The sequence below is a fragment of the Cellulosimicrobium funkei genome (assembly GCF_001019615.1).
GTDB lineage: Bacteria > Actinomycetota > Actinomycetes > Actinomycetales > Cellulomonadaceae > Cellulosimicrobium > Cellulosimicrobium cellulans_E.
The window spans coordinates 1-15,290 of record NZ_JNBQ01000055.1 but is presented as its reverse complement, the minus strand read 5'-3'; the positions used below and the strand labels follow the sequence as shown (position 1 = coordinate 15,290).

Genomic DNA, 15,290 nt, shown 5'->3' with positions numbered 1-15,290 from the left:
CGACCCGACGCCGCCCCGGCACCCTCGACCGCGGGCTCGGCGGACCCGGGCACGTCCCCGGCGAGCCCGGGCACCGGCACGCCGGACCCGACGCGGGCGACCGTGACGGGGTCCGTCGTGCAGACGCGGTACGGACCGGTGCAGGTCGCGGTGACGTTCACCGGGACGCACCTCGACGCGGTGCAGACCGTGCGGTCGCCCAGCGGGGGAGAGAGCTCCCAGGTCTCCGCGCGCGCCACGCCGCTCCTCGCGCAGGAGGCCGTGCGGGCGCAGTCCGCGCGCATCGACACCGTCTCCGGGGCGACCTACACCTCCGAGGGCTACCGCGAGTCCCTCCAGGCCGCGATCGACGCGCGGGGCTGACGGTGCGCCGGACGGAGACGGTCATGGGCCTGCCGATGTCGCTGGACCTGCGCGCGCCCGACGACGCGCGCGCGCGGGCCGCGGTCCGCGCGGCGTTCGCGGTGCTCCACGCCGCGGACGCGCGGTTCAGCGGGCGACGCGCGGACAGCGAGCTGTCCCGCCACCGGCGCGGGCTCGTCGTGCGGCCCTCCCGGGACCTGCGCGAGGTGCTCGACCTCGCGGAGGCGGCACGCGTCGCGAGCGGGGGCGCGTTCGACGTGCACCGGCCGGACGGCACCCTGGACACCGACGGCGTCGTCAAGGGCTGGGCCGCGCAGCGCGCGGTGGACCGGCTGGTCGCCGCGGGGGTTCTCCGACCTGTGCCTCAACGCCGGCGGGGACGTCGCCGTCCGTGGCGGGCCGGAGCCTGGCCGGCCCTGGGTGGTGGGCGTGCGCTCCCCGCTGCGCGCGGACGAGCTCGTGGCGCGGGTCGAGCTGCACGACGGCGCGGTGGCGACGTCGGGGACGTACGAGCGCGGTCTCCACGTGTGGGACGGGCGCACGGGTGCCGCCGCGCGCGGGCTCCTGTCGGCGACCGTCGTCGCGCCCGACCTCACGACCGCCGACGTCCTCGCGACGAGCGTCCTCGCGCTGGGCGAGGAGGGGGTCGCGTGGGCGGTGGACCAGGGGGCCGCCCTCGTGCTCGCCGTCCTCCCGGACGGGACGGTCGTCAGCGACGGGCCGGCGGGCCGAGCGGCAGCGTGAGCACGAGACGAGCCCCGTGCGGCGCGTCGGGACGGTTCGTCGCCGCCACCGTGCCGGCGTGCTGCGCCGCGACCTCCGCGACGAGAGCGAGCCCGAGCCCGTAGTGGCGCCGGCCGTCGTCGTCCACGGCCGGACCGGGGCGCCGGGAGGCGAAGCGTGCGAACAGGTCTCCGGCGTCCTCGCCCAGACCGGGTCCGTCGTCGTCGACGAGCGCTTGCGCGGCCGACCCGGCGCGCCGCACCGTGACGACGACCTCGTGCGCCGCGTGGTCGACCGCGTTGTCCACGAGCGCGGTGAGCGCGCGGCGCAGCGCCGCCGGCGCCCCCGCGACCGTGAGCTCGTCCATCCCTGCGCGCCGCAGCGCGACGGAGCGAGACGCCGCGCGCGCCTCGGCCGAGCGCACGACGGCGTCGGCCAGCGCGGGGAGGTCGACGGGGACGAGGTCCACGGATCGCGTGTCCGCGGCCGTCAGCAGGTCGTCGAGCACGTCGCTCAGCGCGGCCGTGTCCTCGAGGAGCCCGTCGACGTCGCGCGCCACCTGGTCCGGCGTCTCCGGTCCCGGTCGCTCGAGACGGCGCCGCAGGAGCTGCGCGCGCGTCGAGAGCAGGGTGAGGGGGGTCCGCAGCTCATGGCTCGCGTCGGCCACGAAGCGCCGTTGCATCGCGAGGGCGTGGGCGGTCGGGAGGACGGCGCGACGCCCGAGCCACCAGCCGCCGACGGTGGCGAGCACGACCCCCACGGCCGTCGCGACGCCGAGCGCGGCGAGGAGGCGCGCGAGCTCCTCGCGCGTCTCGGACGGGTCGAGGACCGCTTGGACGACTCCCTCCCTCCGGCCTACCGTGAGCACCTCGAACGTCCCCGCGGACGTCGTAACCCGCTCGTGCGTGCTCGTCCCGGTGCGGGCCACCTGCTCGACGAGGTCGAGGTCGGGAAGGCCGGACGGCATCCCGGGCGAGACCTCGACTCCGCGCGGAGAGGCCACGGCGACCCAGACCCCCGGGCCCGCGTCGGCGACGTCGTCGATCGACGCCGCGGCCGACTCCAGCCGTCGGTCGTCCGCCTCGCCGAGCGCGTGCGTCACGACGACCAGCACGACCGCCGCCACCACGAGCAGGCTCACGAGCACGAGGAGGCCCGTCTGGATCGCGAGTCGCCGGCTCGTGCGCCGCAGGAGGTCGCGCTCGGCGCCCGTGATCACAGCTCGCCCCACCGGTACCCGAGGCCCCGCACGGTCTCGACCGCCTGACGCCCGAGCTTGCGGCGCAGGTAGTAGACGTAGGTGTCCACCACCCCGGGGTCGGTCGCGTCGGGGAACACCCGGTGCAGCAGATCCTCTCGACGGAAGACCTGGCGGGGATGCCGGGCCAGGAGCTCAGTGAGCACCGACTCGCGGGACGAGAGGTCGACCGTGGTCCCATCGTCGGTCGTCACCCGCCGAGAGGCCGCGTCGAACGTGCCACCGGGCAGGCGCACGACACCCGAGCCGGACGGCGAGGCCTCGGTGCGACGGCGTAGGGCGCGGAGGCGAGCCAAGAGCTCCTCGACGTCGAACGGCTTGCCCACGTAGTCCTCCGCCCCGGCATCCAGGCCCACCACCCGGTCGGCAGGATTGCCCAGCGCCGACAGGACCAGCACCGGGGTCAGGACACCGCGCGAGCGCAGCCGCGACAACAGGTCGAGGCCCTCGATCGCGGGCAGGCCACGGTCGAGCACGAGCAGGTCGTACTCCTGGGTCAGCCCCAGGTGCAGGCCCCGCTGTCCGTCGTGCGCGACGTCGACCACGTAGCCCTCTCCGACGAGGATCTCCGCGAGCATCCGCGCAAGCTGGCGGTCGTCCTCGACGACCAAGACCCGCGTGTCGTCCTTCACACCAGACTCCGTCCGTGCCGCGGCGGTGCTGACGCCGTGAGGCTGCCACGCCTGATCACGTCGCCAGGGTCTCACGCGGGTGTGCGCGTGATGGTGTCTGCCGTCAGGTCGTCGCCGGTCCCGTCGTGGACGACCGTGTCAGGTCCGGGGAAGTAGAGCGTCACGTGGCCGTCGTCGGACCAGCGCACGAGGAGGGGCGGGCTCCCGCCCGGTCCGCGGGCCTCGAGGACCTCGCCGTCGCGGTCGTGTCCGCCGATCCGGCCGGACCGGACGATGATCCGGTCCCCTGGGGCTGCGCGAGTCATGGCCGGGCCTCCGTGCGGCGCGGGGCCACAGCGCGCGCGAGCCTCTGACCCCATGCTCGTGCGCGGTCCGACTCGCCGGCGCCGAGCGGCCCCTCCGCACCGTCGACGACGAACCCCTCGCCGTCGGCGATCACGGTGAAGCCGTGGCGTCGCAGTCCACGGACGATGCCGTGCATCGCGCCACCGGCAGCGGGGGAGCGCAGGCGGGTGTCGAAGGCGGCGGCGGGGCCGCCCTTCCCCTCGGGCAGCGTCGCCAGCCACTCGCGGACCCCGTCGGGGATCTCGCCCTGGGTGCCGACCTCCTGGGCGTGCGCCCGGCCCCGCGTCCAGGGTCGGCTCATGCCACGCACGTGCGTCGGTGCGCCGACGACCCGCAGTTTGGCCCGCGCCACGACGTCGGGACCGGCGGTCGCGAGCTCGACGGCTTCCGCGACCGCCCCGGCCCGTCGCGCACCGTCGGGGACGGCCTCGGCGATCTCGCGGGTCTGCCCGAAGTGGGTCTCGTAGACCACGACCATGTCCGTGACGTCCTCCCTGGTGCGCGTGTCGTGGGCTGTCGTCTTCTCAGGGTGAGCGGGTGCGCCGGGGTCCGGTAGAGCCCTTCGGCCCCGTCCGGACGAGGGCGGGGACGGCTACGGCGCCGTCAGTGCGGGAGCGAGAGCGCCGCACACCGCGCCGAGCACGGCGCCGGCGACCGCGCCGGTCGCCGTCCCGAAGAGCACCACCGCTCCCAACGGCCAGTCCGCAGGGGTGATGCTCGCGCCGGTGAAGATCAGGACCATCGCGGGAGTCCATGCCGCTGCGCTGATACCGACCCAGCGCCACGGGTGCTGGGTGGCGGGTCGCATCACCCAGGACTGAGCCGCTCCGAGGACCGCACCCATGGCGAGGCCGAGAGCCGCGGCACCACCCAGCGCGGCGACCGGTCCCGGTGCGGTCGCGCCGTCGTCCGTGGCGAGGACCGAGGGCACGGAGCCGGCCGCCCACCCCAGCCCCGCGACGGCGACGGTCACCAGGAGCCAGCGGCGCCGGTGCAGCGTGGGCGCGAGACGGGTGAGTGCGGCTCGCTGGGCGAGCCCCAGGGCGGTGCCTTCGACGAGCCCTCCAAGAACCACGATCGTCCACGCCAGCACGCTGCCCCTGCCGGCCGTGACGAGCGCCGTGCCGGCGCGGGCAGCGGCGGCCGAGGCCGCCATCCCGACCGCCTCGGCCGTGGCGCAGAGCACGATCCAGCGGCGCACGGCGTCGACCTCGCTTCCGCAACGGCGGGTCAGATGAACAGGAGCTGCGCGCCGGCCGTCTTGTCGATGAAGTCGGCGGCGCTGATCACGCCCTCGATATCGTCGCGAAAGTCGGACGCGTCGAGCTTCTGCATCTCGGCCGTGAGCCGGCAGGCCCACAGGTGGCCGCCGGCAGCGACGATCTGGTCGAGGAACTCCGGTACCGGGGGGATGCCGAGCTCTTCCATCTGCTTCTTCATCATGCGAGTCGTCATCGCGCTGACTCCCGGGGCGGGAGCCAGCGCCTGCGGCAGGCGCACGTCCTTGATCGGCAGGTGCATCGCGGTGTTCGCGACGGGGGAGAAGGACAGGTCGTCCGCGCGCGAGCGCATGATCATGTCGAAGCCCCAGAACGTGAAGAAGAGGTGGGTCTCGACGCCCTCGCCGAGGGCGGCGTTGCCGAGGATCAGGCCCGGGTAGGCCATGTCGAGGTTGCCCTTGGAGCAGATGATGGCGAGCTTGCGGCCCGGCTCGTCCTCGTCGTCGAAGCTCGGGACGATGGTGAGACCGGGACGGTCGGTGGTGGTCATGAGGACCTCTCAGACGCAGCCGTGCGGCTTGGGCAGCCCGGCGACGTAGGCCATCTTCTTGCCGGGCTTCTTCGGGAACAGCGCGAACTGCTCCTTGACGGGGACGTGGCCGACGACGTCCACGCGCCGCGTGGTCGCAGTCTCGCCGCGTTCGGCGTAGTCCCGGCGCAGGAAGCGCACCACGTCCCAGTGCCGGTCGGACATCTCGACGCCGATCTGCGGCGCCAGGACGCGCGCGACGTCCTCGTCCCACTCGCCGTACTCGGTGAGGAATCCCTCGTCGTCGACGTGGACGATCTTGTCGTGGATCTCGATCGTGGGCATGACTACCTCCCCGGGGCGCCGGCAGGCTCCTTGCCGGCCATGGACATCAGCGACGGGACGGGCATCGACCGCCCGGGGAGCAGCACGTTCCAGTACAAGTGGCGGAACGCGAGCTTTCCCAGGTGGTTGGCGCGGGTCTCCTTGAGCAGGCTGAGCGGGCCGATCCGCGGGTACGGATAGACCCCGGGCAGCGGTTCGGTGTCGTAGTTGAAGTCGATGAGCAGGCCCTTGCCGTGTCCCGACTCCACGAAGCAGTTGGCATGGCCGTCGAACCGGTGCGTCATGGGCCGTCCGCGGACGTGGTCTACGACGTTCTCCACGAAGCCGTCCATGGAGAAGTGCGCCACCGACCCGGCCTTCGAGGCGGGGATGTCGTTGGCGTCCCCGATCGCGAAGACGTCGGCGTGTGCGCGCGACTGCAGGGTGTACCTGTCCACGGGCACGTAGTTGAGCTCGTCACCCAGACCTGAGCGCGCGACGAGCTCGTCGCCCATGTTGAGCGGTACGGTCACGAGCAGGTCGAACGGGATCTCGCGGTCGTCCACGGAGACGAGGAGCCGGGAATCGGGGTCGACGTGGTCGACGACGAAGTCCGGTTCCACGGAGATGTCCCGCTCGGCGAGCATCGCGCCCAGGTGCTGCGAGGCGACCGGCTTGGTGAAGGCCCCCTCGAGCGGTGTCACGTAGGTGAGGTCGACGCTGCTGCGCTTCCCGCGCTCCGCGAAGTACGCGTCGGCGAGGAACGAGAACTCGAGCGGGGCGACCGGGCACTTGATCGGCATCTCGGTGACGTGGACGACGAGACGGCCGCCGGGCCATCGTTCGAGTGCGTCGCGCAGCGCGAGCGCGCCGTCGAGCGTGAAGAAGTCGAAGATGCTGCGTCGCCACGCTGCGCCGGTCATGCCCGGGGTCTGGTCGGGGCGCGGCGAGGTACCGGTAGCGATGACGAGCAGGTCGTACCCCAGGCTGCGGCCGTCGCGGAGACGGGCGTGCGAGGCGTCGGCGTCGACGCGCTCGACCTCCGCGAGGACGAGCTCGACACCGTCGCGCAGGAAGCGGTCACGCGGCCGCAGCAGGTCGTGCGGCTCGTAGACCCCGAACGGGAGCAGCAACAGGCCCGGCTGGTACAGATGCATGTCGTCGCGGTCGACGAGGGCGACGGACCAGTCGCGCGGCAGGCGGCGTCGTAGACGGTTGGCCGCCATCGTCCCTGCGGTGCCGGCCCCGAGGATCACCAGACGATTCATGAGGGCTCCGATCGTCGTCGATGCCCTCAGGATTCTGCGGCCGCGGTCCTGGCCCCAGGGTCGAAGGTCCCGCCCGCACCGGTGCGTATTCCGGGGCGCCGGACGCCGGAAGGCCGGTACCGGATAGGTACGCGAGGTGCGAGGGGTGGACGAAAGACAACGGCCCCCGTCCTGCGTTCTTGCAGGACAGGGGCCGTTCACAGAGTGTCCGGAGGGGGACTTGAACCCCCACGCCCGATAAAGGGCACTAGCACCTCAAGCTAGCGCGTCTGCCATTCCGCCACCCGGACGAGTGGACCTTCCCGGCGTTTCCGCCGTTCCGGTGCGGGGAAAAACATAGCACGGTTCGGGCCTGGTCCTCACATCGCGGTCGGCCACCGGCACCGGGCCGACGTGGGAGGACGGTCCGGTGCGGCACCCGGCGTGAGGGGACGACCTGGGGCACACTGGGCGGGATGGTGGCCACGACCGGGCGGAGGCGCGTGTGACGGACGAGCAGCGACCGGCGGCAGCGGTGCCCACCCCGCGACCGGGCTCCGGATCGGACCGCTCGGCGGCGTCGGTGAAGCACCTCGCGGGGGCGTCGAGCGCGGCGCGGAAGGTCGCCGGGGCGCGGCGCAACCCGTCGGTCGTCGGGTACGACGAATCGGTGCCCGCGTGGTTGCGCACGACGGCGGGCTGGTCGTGGCGCCTGCTCCTGATCGTCGCGGCGGTCGCGCTCATCTTCTTCGCCACGGCGCAGGTGCAGCTCGTGTTCGTCGCGGTCTTCCTCGCCCTCGTCATCACGTCGGTCCTGCGGCCCGTCACGGACTTCTACGCGAAGGTCATGCCCCGGGGGTTGGCGACAGGGTTGGCGATCCTCTCCGCGCTGCTGTTCATCGCCGGGCTGCTGACGTACGTCATCACGTCGGTCGCGGGCCAGTGGCAGAGCCTCGCGGACCAGTTCAGCAACGGCATCGACCAGATCTTCGAGTTCCTCGAGAACGGCCCGCTGCCGGTGACGATCACCGCGGACGACGTCAACGGCTGGATCGAGAACGGTCGGCAGTGGCTGACCGAGCACGGCGGCGACATCGCGAGCCAGGCGGCCGCGAGCGCCGGCTCGGTGTTCGAGGCTTTCGCCGCGATCGCCCTCGCGATCTTCTGCACCGTGTTCTTCCTGGCCAAGGGCAAGGACATGTGGACCTGGTTCCTCAACCAGCTTCCGTCACGCTCGCGCGACAGCTGGAAGATCGCGGGCGGCGCGGGCTGGTACACGTTCTCGGGGTACGCGCGCGGGACGGTGATCATCGCGCTCACGGACGGCATCCTCGCGGGCATCTTCCTCGGGATCCTGGGCGTGCCGCTCGCCGCACCGCTCGCGGTGCTGGTGTTCATCGGCGCGTTCATCCCGATCATCGGCGCGCCGCTCGCGATGATCATCGCGGCGATCGTCGCGCTCGCCGCGAAGGGCCTGTGGATCGCGCTCGTGGTGACGATCGGCATCGCCCTCATCGGGCAGTTCGAGGGCCACATCCTCCAGCCGCTCGTCATGGGCAAGCAGGTGTCGCTGCACCCGGTCGTGGTGGCGATCGCGGTGACCGCGGGGACGCTGCTCGCGGGGATACTCGGGGCGGTCGTGTCCGTGCCGCTGGTCGCCGTCGCCTGGTCGGTGTTCTCGCACCTGCGGCACAAGGACCCGCCCATGGAGGAGGACCTGCCGACGGCGAAGGAGATCGCGCTCGGCGACGCCCTGCCCGGGTCGGCGGGTCGCACGGCCGACGACGCGGTGGACTGAGTCCCGGTCGACCCGCGGGAGCCGGGCGGGGCGGACCTCACCGAGGGACGGCCGAGACCTCCGCGGCGAGCCGGACCACGACGCGCACGGTGTCCCCGACGTCCTTGCCGGTCGTGGCGCGCACCGACCGGAGGACGGCGAGCAGGTGCGGGCCGCCGTAGGCGACGAGCGAGGCGTGGTATCGCACGTCGTCGACCTCGGCGACCACCGGGACCCGGCCGCGCGTGCCGAAAAGGTCGACGGCGTCGTACGGGAGCGCCACGAACGCTCCCGACCGAGTCCCGGCGGCGATCACGACGGCGTCGAACTCCACCGGGCCCGGGTCCGTCCACGTGGGCATGCCGTCGACCGTAGCGGACGGCGCCGTGGCGGGGAACGGGCCGGGAGGGCGATTCTCGCGGCCCGGCGGCGCGTTCAGGGCGTGGCGTGCCGGCGCCGCACGAGCGTGACCGCGACGGCGCCGACGGCGAGGAGCGCCGGGGCGACGAGCGACGCACCCGCGAGGACGAGCAGGACGCCCGTGAGGACGGTCGCGACGGCAGCGAGCCACCAGCCGACGGTGCGGCGGGGGAGCAGCCGCAGGGCGGCGAGCATCCCGAGCGCGTACACCGCCACCATGCAGCTCGTGTGCACGCGGACGAACGGCTCGAGGTCGAGGCCGGTGGCGACGAGCACGGCGAGGTACGCCGCGCTGAGGACGAGCGTGACCGCGAGCGCCCGCCGGGGTACCCCGGTCCGGCCGGAGAGCGCCGCGAGCGGCCGCGGCAGGTCGCCGTCGCGCGCGAGCGCCTGGCCGAGGTTCGCGAAGGCCGCGAGGTAGGCGGTGAGCACGCCCGACGTGACGATCGCCGCCACGACGCCGACGACCACGGGCCCGGCGGCGGGCGCGCCCGTGCGGGCGAGGTCGAGCAGCGCGACCGTGCCGGAGCCGGCCCCGGCCCCGAGAACCCCGACGGTCGTCTCCTGGAGCGCGAGGTAGGCGACGCCGACCACGACCAGCGCGACGCCGGTCGCGGCGGGGATGGTGCGGCGAGGGTCGCGGAAGTCGGCCGAGACGTGCGTGCCGACCTCCCAGCCCGCGAACGCCCAGACGAACAGGCTCACCGCGGAACCGACGCCGGACCAGCCCTCGCTGAGGAACGGCGTGAACCGCTCGGCGCTCGCGGCGGGCGCCGCCACCGCGACCACCACGACGACGGCCGTGAGCAGCAGGGACGTGAGCCCGAGCTGGACGGCGCCGGCGACGCGGATCCCGAGCCCCACGGCGACCGCCGGCACGACGACGAGCGCGACGGCCACGACGGGGACGACGCCGCGGTCCGCGCCCACGACCGTGACGACGTACTCCGCGCCGAGCACCGCCACGACGGGCACGCCGACGCACACGCCGAGGTAGAACCAGTAGCCCGTGGCGCGGGCCGCCGTCGGGCCGAGGGCCGCGCGCACCGCGCTCGCGACGCCGCCCCGGTCGGGGTGCCGCGCGGCGAGCGCCGCGAAGGTGCCCGCGAGCGGCACGCTCGCGACGAGCACCAGGGCGACGGCGAGGACCGACGCGGGGCCGGCGACGCGCGTGGCGAGCCCGGGGAGCGCGAGGACACCCGTGCCGAGCACGCTCGCCACGTACAGGGCGCTGCCGCGGGCGAGCCCGAGCGTGCCCGACGGCGCGTGCCCGCCCGGGTCCGACGAGGCACCCGCCGCCGGGGCCGACGTGGGGGCGGGGAGGGCGGGTGCGAGCGGGGTCGGGGAGTTCACCCGCTCACCCTGGCAGCCGGGGGCCGCGCCGACGAGTGGCGGAAACGTCACCGAGAGGCAAGATCCTGCCACCCTGCGGAGGGCGGCCCCCTGCGGCCACACTGGACCATGAGGATCGGGATACCCACCGAGGTCAAGAACCACGAGGACCGCGTCGCGCTCACCCCCGCCGGCGCCCACCATCTCGTGCGCGCCGGGCACGACGTGCTCGTCCAGTCCGGGGCCGGTGCCGGCTCCCACCTGTCCGACGCGGAGTACGAGGGCGCGGGCGCGCGGATCGTGCCGACGGCGGAGGAGGTGTGGGGCGAGGCGGAGCTCGTGTGCAAGGTCAAGGAGCCGGTCGAGAGCGAGTACCCGCTCCTGCGCGAGGACCTCCTCCTCTTCGCCTACCTCCACCTCGCCGCCGACGAGGCGTGCACGCGCGCCCTGCTCGACGCCGGCACGACGTCCGTCGCGTACGAGACGGCCCAGGCCCCCGACGGGACGCTGCCGCTGCTCGCGCCCATGAGCGAGGTCGCCGGGCGCATGGCGACCCAGGTCGGCGCCTGGCTCCTCCAGCGGCCCGCGGGCGGTCGCGGCGTCCTGCTCGGCGGCGTGCCGGGGACGCGGCCCGGTCGCGTCGTCGTGCTCGGGGGCGGGACCGCGGGCCGCAACGCGGCCGAGATCGCCGTCGGCATGCGCGCCGAGGTCACCGTGGTCGACCTGTCGCTGCCCGTGCTGCGCGCCGTCGACCAGGAGTTCTCCGGCCATGTGCGCACGGTCGTGTCCAGCGCCTACGCGATCGAGCGCGAGGTGCTCGAGGCCGACCTCGTCGTCGGGGCGGTCCTGGTCGCCGGTGCGCGTGCCCCGCGCCTCGTCACCGACGACCTCGTCGCGCGCATGCGGCCCGGCGCCGTGCTCGTCGACGTCGCCGTCGACCAGGGCGGCTGCTTCGAGGGTTCGCGACCCACGACGCACGACGACCCGACGTTCGCGGTGCACGGCACGACGTTCTACTGCGTCGCGAACATGCCCGGCGCGGTCCCCGTGACGAGCACGCTCGCGCTCACGAGCGCGACGCTGCCCTACCTCGCGGCGCTCGCGGACGGCGGCGTCGACGCCGTGCGCGACGTCCCGCTCCTGCGGTCGGGCGCGTCCACGCACCGCGGCGCCCTGCTGAACGAGGCCGTCGCGGCGGCGCACGACCTGCCGTGGACGCCCGTGGAGGACGCCTTGCGCACCTGACGCCGCGCGCGCCCGCGGGGTGGCCGGGCGGCGTCGTCGCGGGCGACGGTCGTCGGCAATCCGGGTGACGGCGCGTGCCGGGACGTGCCAGGCTCGGGCGGTGCACCCCTTCGCCCTCGACGACGGTCGCGTCCACCTGTCCACCCCGACCCTCGACGACGTCGACGCGATCACGGTCGCGTGCCAGGACCCGGCGGTCGCGGCGTGGACCGTCGTCCCCTCCCCGTACGCGCGCGAGGACGCGGTGCAGTTCGTCCAGGAGTACGCGGGCCCCGGCTGGGAGCGCGGGGACGTCCTCACGTGGGGCGTGCGCGCGAGCGCCGGACCCTCGGGCATCCCCGGTCCCGACGGCGCCGGGCGGCTGCTCGGCATGGTCGGCCTGAGCCTCGACGACGCTCCCGAGGGCCGGCGGTCGGCCGAGATCGGCTACTGGACGGCACCGGAGGCGCGGGGCCGCGGACTCATGACGGCGGCGTGCCGGCTCGTGGTCGACTGGGCGTTCGACCCCGAGGGCGCGGGCCTCGCGCGGCTCTTCTGGCAGGCGTACGTCGGCAACTGGCCGTCACGGCGCACCGCCTGGCGGCTCGGCTTCCGGGTCGAGGGCGCGGTGCGCGGGTTCGCGCTCCAGCGCGGCGAGCGGCGCGACGCGTGGCTCGGCACGCTCCTGCCCGACGACCCGCGCGAGCCGAACGAGCCCTGGTCGGCGGACGCGCCGTCGTCGGGTCGCGTGGTCTGACGGACTGCGGGCCCGGTGACCCGGGGCGTCCACGAATGCGTTTCCGTCGCGCCCGCCCGCGGGTCAAGATGGGCACCATGACCTCCGAGCCCACGACGCGCACCGACGCGCCCGCGCCCACCTCCGCGCCCGCTGTCACCTCCGCCCTGATCGACCTCGATCCCGCCAACCCGTTCGCCGCGCCGTCCGCGCTGCCGTACGAGCTGCCCGACTACGACGCGATCCGCGAGGAGCACTACCTCCCCGCGCTGCGCGCCGCGACGGCGGCCCAGCGTGCCGCGATCGAGGCGGTCGCGACCGACGACGCGCTCCCGACCGAGGCGAACGTGCTCGCGGCTCTCGAGCGGTCGGGTCGCGACCTGGCGCGCGTGCTCAACGCGTTCTACAACCAGCTCTCGGCCGACGCGACGCCCGGCCTGGAACAGATCGAGGAGGAGTTCGCCCCCGAGCTCGCCGCGCACCACGACGCGATCTACATGGACGCGCGCCTGTACGCGCGTGCCCGCGCGCTCCAGGACGCCGTCGACGCCGGCGAGCAGACGCTCGAGCCCGACGCCGCGTGGCTGCTGCACACGCTCCTGGTCCGCTTCCGCCGCTCCGGCGTCGAGCTCGACGCGGAGCAGCAGGAGCGCCTGCGCGAGCTCAACGGCCGCCTCACCACGCTCGAGGCCGCGTTCGGCCGCAAGCTCCTCGCGGGGGCCAACGCGGCGAGCGTGCTCGTCACCGACCGCGCCGAGCTCGAGGGCCTCGCCGAGGACGCCGTCGCGGGGGCGGCGGCCGCCGCCGCGTCGCGCGGGCACGAGGGGGCGTGGCTCCTGGAGATGCAGCTGCCCACCCAGCAGGGCGTCCTCGCCTCCCTCGCGCGCCGCGACGTGCGAGAGCGCGTGCAGCAGGCGTCGGAGTCGCGCGGGGCGACCGGCGACGACCACGACACGCGCGAGATCGTCCTGGAGACCGTGCGCCTGCGCGCCGAGCGCGCGCGCCTGCTCGGGTACGAGCACCACGCCGCGTACGTCGCGGAGGACGCGACCGCGAAGACCACCGAGGCCGTCGACGCGATGCTCGCACGGCTCGCTCCGGCGGCCGTCGCGAACGCGCGGCGCGAGGCCGCCGACCTCGAGGCCGCGCTCCGGACCGACGAGCCGGGCGCCACGCTGCGCGCGTCCGACTGGTCCTTCTACGCCGAGCGCGTGCGCAAGGACCGCTACGCGCTCGACGACGCGCTCCTGCGCCCGTACCTCGAGCTCGAGCGCGTCGTGCACGACGGCGTCTTCGCGGCGGCGGGCCAGCTCTTCGGGGTCTCGTTCGCCGAGCGCCACGACCTCGTCGGCTACCACCCGGACGTCCGCGTCTTCGAGGTCTTCGACACCGAGACGCCGGGGGAGCCGGGCCAGGGCCTGGGTCTCTTCCTCGCCGACTGGTACACGCGGGAGTCCAAGCGCGGCGGCGCCTGGATGAACAACCTCGTCGACCAGAACCACCTGCTCGGGCAGAAGCCGGTCGTCGTGAACAACCTCAACATCGTCAAGCCGCCCGCCGGCCAGCCCACGCTGCTCGTGTGGGACGAGGTCATCACGCTGTTCCACGAGTTCGGGCACGCGCTGCACGGCCTGTTCTCCGACGTGCGCTACCCGTCGCAGTCGGGGACGGAGGTGCCGCGCGACTTCGTCGAGTACCCGTCGCAGGTCAACGAGATGTGGGCGTGGGAGCCGTCGGTCCTGCGCTCGTACGCGGTGCACCACGTCACGGGCGAGCCGATGCCGGCCGAGTGGGTGGACACGATGCTCGCCTCGCGCCAGTTCAACGAGGGCTTCGGGACGACCGAGTACCTCGCCGCGGCGCTGCTCGACCAGGCCTGGCACCAGGTCGGTCCCGACGGCGTGCCGTCGTCCGAGGCGGACGTCGTGCCCTTCGAGGAGGCCGCGCTCGAGGCGGCGGGCGTGGCGTTCGCGCCGGTCCCGCCGCGCTACCGCACCACGTACTACAACCACGTGTTCGGGGGCGGGTACGCGGCCGGGTACTACTCGTACATCTGGTCCGAGGTGCTCGACGCCGACACCGTCGAGTGGTACCGCGAGAACGGCGGCCTGTCGCGCGAGAACGGCGAGCGCTTCCGCCGCGTCCTGCTCGCGCGCGGCGGCTCGCAGGACCCGCTGCAGTCGTTCCGCGAGCTGCGCGGCCGCGACGCCGACATCGCGCCGCTCCTCGCGCGCCGCGGTCTCGACGCCTGAGGTGTGGGCCCCTCCCGTCGCGAGGTAGAGCCGTGGTAGCGCGAGGTAGAGCCCTGGTCATGACCAGGCCTCTACCTCGCGCACCTCGCCTCTAGCGGGGCGGGGTGCCCGGGCGGACCAGGCCGGTCTCGTAGGCGACGACGACGAGGCCGGCCCGGTCGCGCACGCCCAGCTTGGCGAGGACGCGGCCCACGTGCGTGCGGGCCGTCGCCGGGCTCATGAACAGGACCGCGCCGATCTCGTCGTTCGTCAGGCCGCGCCCGACGTGCGCGAGCACCTCGCGCTCGCGGTCCGTGAGCCGGTCGGCGACCGCGGCGACGAGCGCGTCGTCGCGCCGCCCGGCGTCCACCGCCTGCGCGACCACGCGCGCCGTCACCGCGGGGGAGAGCAGCGCGTCGCCCGCGGCGGCCGTGCGCACCGCGCCGCGCAGCTCGTCGGGGCTCGCGTCCTTGAGCAGGAAGCCCGACGCGCCGGCCCGCAGCGCCGCGAAGAGGTTCGCGTCGTCGTCGAACGTCGTGAGGACCACGACGCGCGGTCCGGGCGCGGCACCGTCCGCGCCCGTCGCGCTCCTCGCGCCGTCCGGCGGCCCCGAGCCGGGGGCCGGGTCGGCGACGATCCGACGCGTGGCCGCGATCCCGTCGAGCACGGGCATCTGGAGGTCCATGAGGACGACGTCGGGGCGCACCCGGCGCACGAGCGCCACGCCCTCGCGCCCGTCGGCGGCCTCGCCCACGACCTCGACGTCGTCCGCACGCTCGAGCAGCGCGCGGATGCCCGTCCGCACGAGGGGCTGGTCGTCGACCAGCACGACGCGGATCACGCGGCACCCCCGCCCGAGGACCGCGAGCCGGGCGCGGCAACCGTCCCGCGCACCGCGGCGCCGGGCGTGACCGGCACCCGCGCCCGCA

Annotated in this window: 17 protein-coding genes and 1 tRNA gene; 6 read left to right on the top strand and 12 right to left on the bottom strand. The window is 74.5% G+C overall.

Annotated features, from left to right (window positions below; genetic code table 11):
* The coding region (locus FB00_RS19945; RefSeq protein WP_047234666.1) for an FMN-binding protein at positions 1–363 on the top strand (363 nt) is incomplete at its 5' end.
* A gap of 357 nt (positions 364–720) precedes the next feature.
* Positions 721–1,107: an FAD:protein FMN transferase gene (locus FB00_RS22940; protein WP_231581960.1), complete on the top strand. Its 387-nt coding sequence runs from the start codon at positions 721–723 to the stop codon at positions 1,105–1,107.
* Here the strand turns inward: FB00_RS22940 and FB00_RS19935 are convergent.
* The 9 genes from FB00_RS19935 to FB00_RS19895 form a co-directional block, all read right to left on the bottom strand.
* Positions 1,073–2,305: a sensor histidine kinase gene (locus FB00_RS19935; protein ID WP_052877815.1), complete on the bottom strand. Its 1,233-nt coding sequence runs from the start codon at positions 2,303–2,305 to the stop codon at positions 1,073–1,075. The two genes, FB00_RS22940 and FB00_RS19935, sit on opposite strands and share 35 nt — an antisense overlap.
* Complete coding sequence (locus FB00_RS19930; RefSeq protein ID WP_269430030.1) at positions 2,302–2,976, bottom strand: response regulator transcription factor; 675 nt, start codon at positions 2,974–2,976, stop codon at positions 2,302–2,304. The genes FB00_RS19935 and FB00_RS19930 overlap by 4 nt, the downstream gene beginning before the upstream one ends.
* Positions 2,977–3,047: 71 nt before the next feature.
* Entirely contained in the window at positions 3,048–3,281 is a 234-nt protein-coding gene (locus FB00_RS19925; RefSeq protein ID WP_047234665.1) for a DUF1918 domain-containing protein, read from the bottom strand.
* Positions 3,278–3,793 (bottom strand): flavodoxin family protein, encoded by a 516-nt coding sequence (locus FB00_RS19920; RefSeq protein WP_197088868.1) that lies wholly within the window; start codon positions 3,791–3,793, stop codon positions 3,278–3,280. Before FB00_RS19920 ends, FB00_RS19925 begins: the two co-directional genes overlap by 4 nt.
* A gap of 120 nt (positions 3,794–3,913) precedes the next feature.
* Positions 3,914–4,522: a hypothetical protein gene (locus FB00_RS19915; protein WP_052877814.1), complete on the bottom strand. Its 609-nt coding sequence runs from the start codon at positions 4,520–4,522 to the stop codon at positions 3,914–3,916.
* Between the two features lie 29 nt (positions 4,523–4,551).
* Complete coding sequence (locus FB00_RS19910; protein WP_047234663.1) at positions 4,552–5,091, bottom strand: DsrE/DsrF/DrsH-like family protein; 540 nt, start codon at positions 5,089–5,091, stop codon at positions 4,552–4,554.
* Between the two features lie 9 nt (positions 5,092–5,100).
* Positions 5,101–5,415, bottom strand: a complete 315-nt coding sequence (locus FB00_RS19905) for a TusE/DsrC/DsvC family sulfur relay protein (RefSeq protein WP_047234662.1) — start codon at positions 5,413–5,415, stop codon at positions 5,101–5,103.
* A 2-nt stretch (positions 5,416–5,417) separates the two neighbouring features.
* Entirely contained in the window at positions 5,418–6,662 is a 1,245-nt protein-coding gene (locus FB00_RS19900; RefSeq protein ID WP_047234661.1) for an NAD(P)/FAD-dependent oxidoreductase, read from the bottom strand.
* A 205-nt stretch (positions 6,663–6,867) separates the two neighbouring features.
* Positions 6,868–6,952 (bottom strand) — tRNA-Leu (locus FB00_RS19895).
* A gap of 194 nt (positions 6,953–7,146) precedes the next feature.
* Here FB00_RS19895 and FB00_RS19890 point away from each other — a divergent pair.
* Positions 7,147–8,439, top strand: coding sequence for an AI-2E family transporter (locus FB00_RS19890; RefSeq protein ID WP_419865536.1), 1,293 nt, complete (start codon positions 7,147–7,149; stop codon positions 8,437–8,439).
* Positions 8,440–8,476: 37 nt separating this feature from the next.
* On the opposite strand, the gene FB00_RS19885 is transcribed toward FB00_RS19890, so the two are convergent.
* Together FB00_RS19885 and FB00_RS19880 are read right to left on the bottom strand one after the other, a co-directional pair.
* Positions 8,477–8,779, bottom strand: coding sequence for a DUF1905 domain-containing protein (locus tag FB00_RS19885; protein ID WP_047234660.1), 303 nt, complete (start codon positions 8,777–8,779; stop codon positions 8,477–8,479).
* Positions 8,780–8,853: 74 nt separating this feature from the next.
* The gene (locus tag FB00_RS19880) at positions 8,854–10,191 is read right to left on the bottom strand and encodes an APC family permease (RefSeq protein ID WP_047234659.1); all 1,338 of its coding nucleotides are present in this window, start codon (positions 10,189–10,191) and stop codon (positions 8,854–8,856) included.
* Between the two features lie 108 nt (positions 10,192–10,299).
* Here FB00_RS19880 and ald point away from each other — a divergent pair, with 108 nt between their 5' ends.
* From ald to FB00_RS19865, 3 genes are all read left to right on the top strand, one after another.
* A complete protein-coding gene (gene ald, locus FB00_RS19875; RefSeq protein WP_047234658.1) occupies positions 10,300–11,415 on the top strand; it encodes an alanine dehydrogenase in 1,116 nt (371 codons plus the stop codon).
* A 100-nt stretch (positions 11,416–11,515) separates the two neighbouring features.
* Positions 11,516–12,151, top strand: a complete 636-nt coding sequence (locus FB00_RS19870; protein ID WP_047234657.1) for a GNAT family N-acetyltransferase — start codon at positions 11,516–11,518, stop codon at positions 12,149–12,151.
* A gap of 77 nt (positions 12,152–12,228) precedes the next feature.
* Positions 12,229–14,382: a M3 family metallopeptidase gene (locus FB00_RS19865; protein ID WP_047234668.1), complete on the top strand. Its 2,154-nt coding sequence runs from the start codon at positions 12,229–12,231 to the stop codon at positions 14,380–14,382.
* Positions 14,383–14,473: 91 nt separating this feature from the next.
* On the opposite strand, the gene FB00_RS19860 is transcribed toward FB00_RS19865, so the two are convergent.
* The coding region (locus tag FB00_RS19860; protein WP_419865535.1) for a response regulator at positions 14,474–15,290 on the bottom strand (817 nt) is incomplete at its 5' end.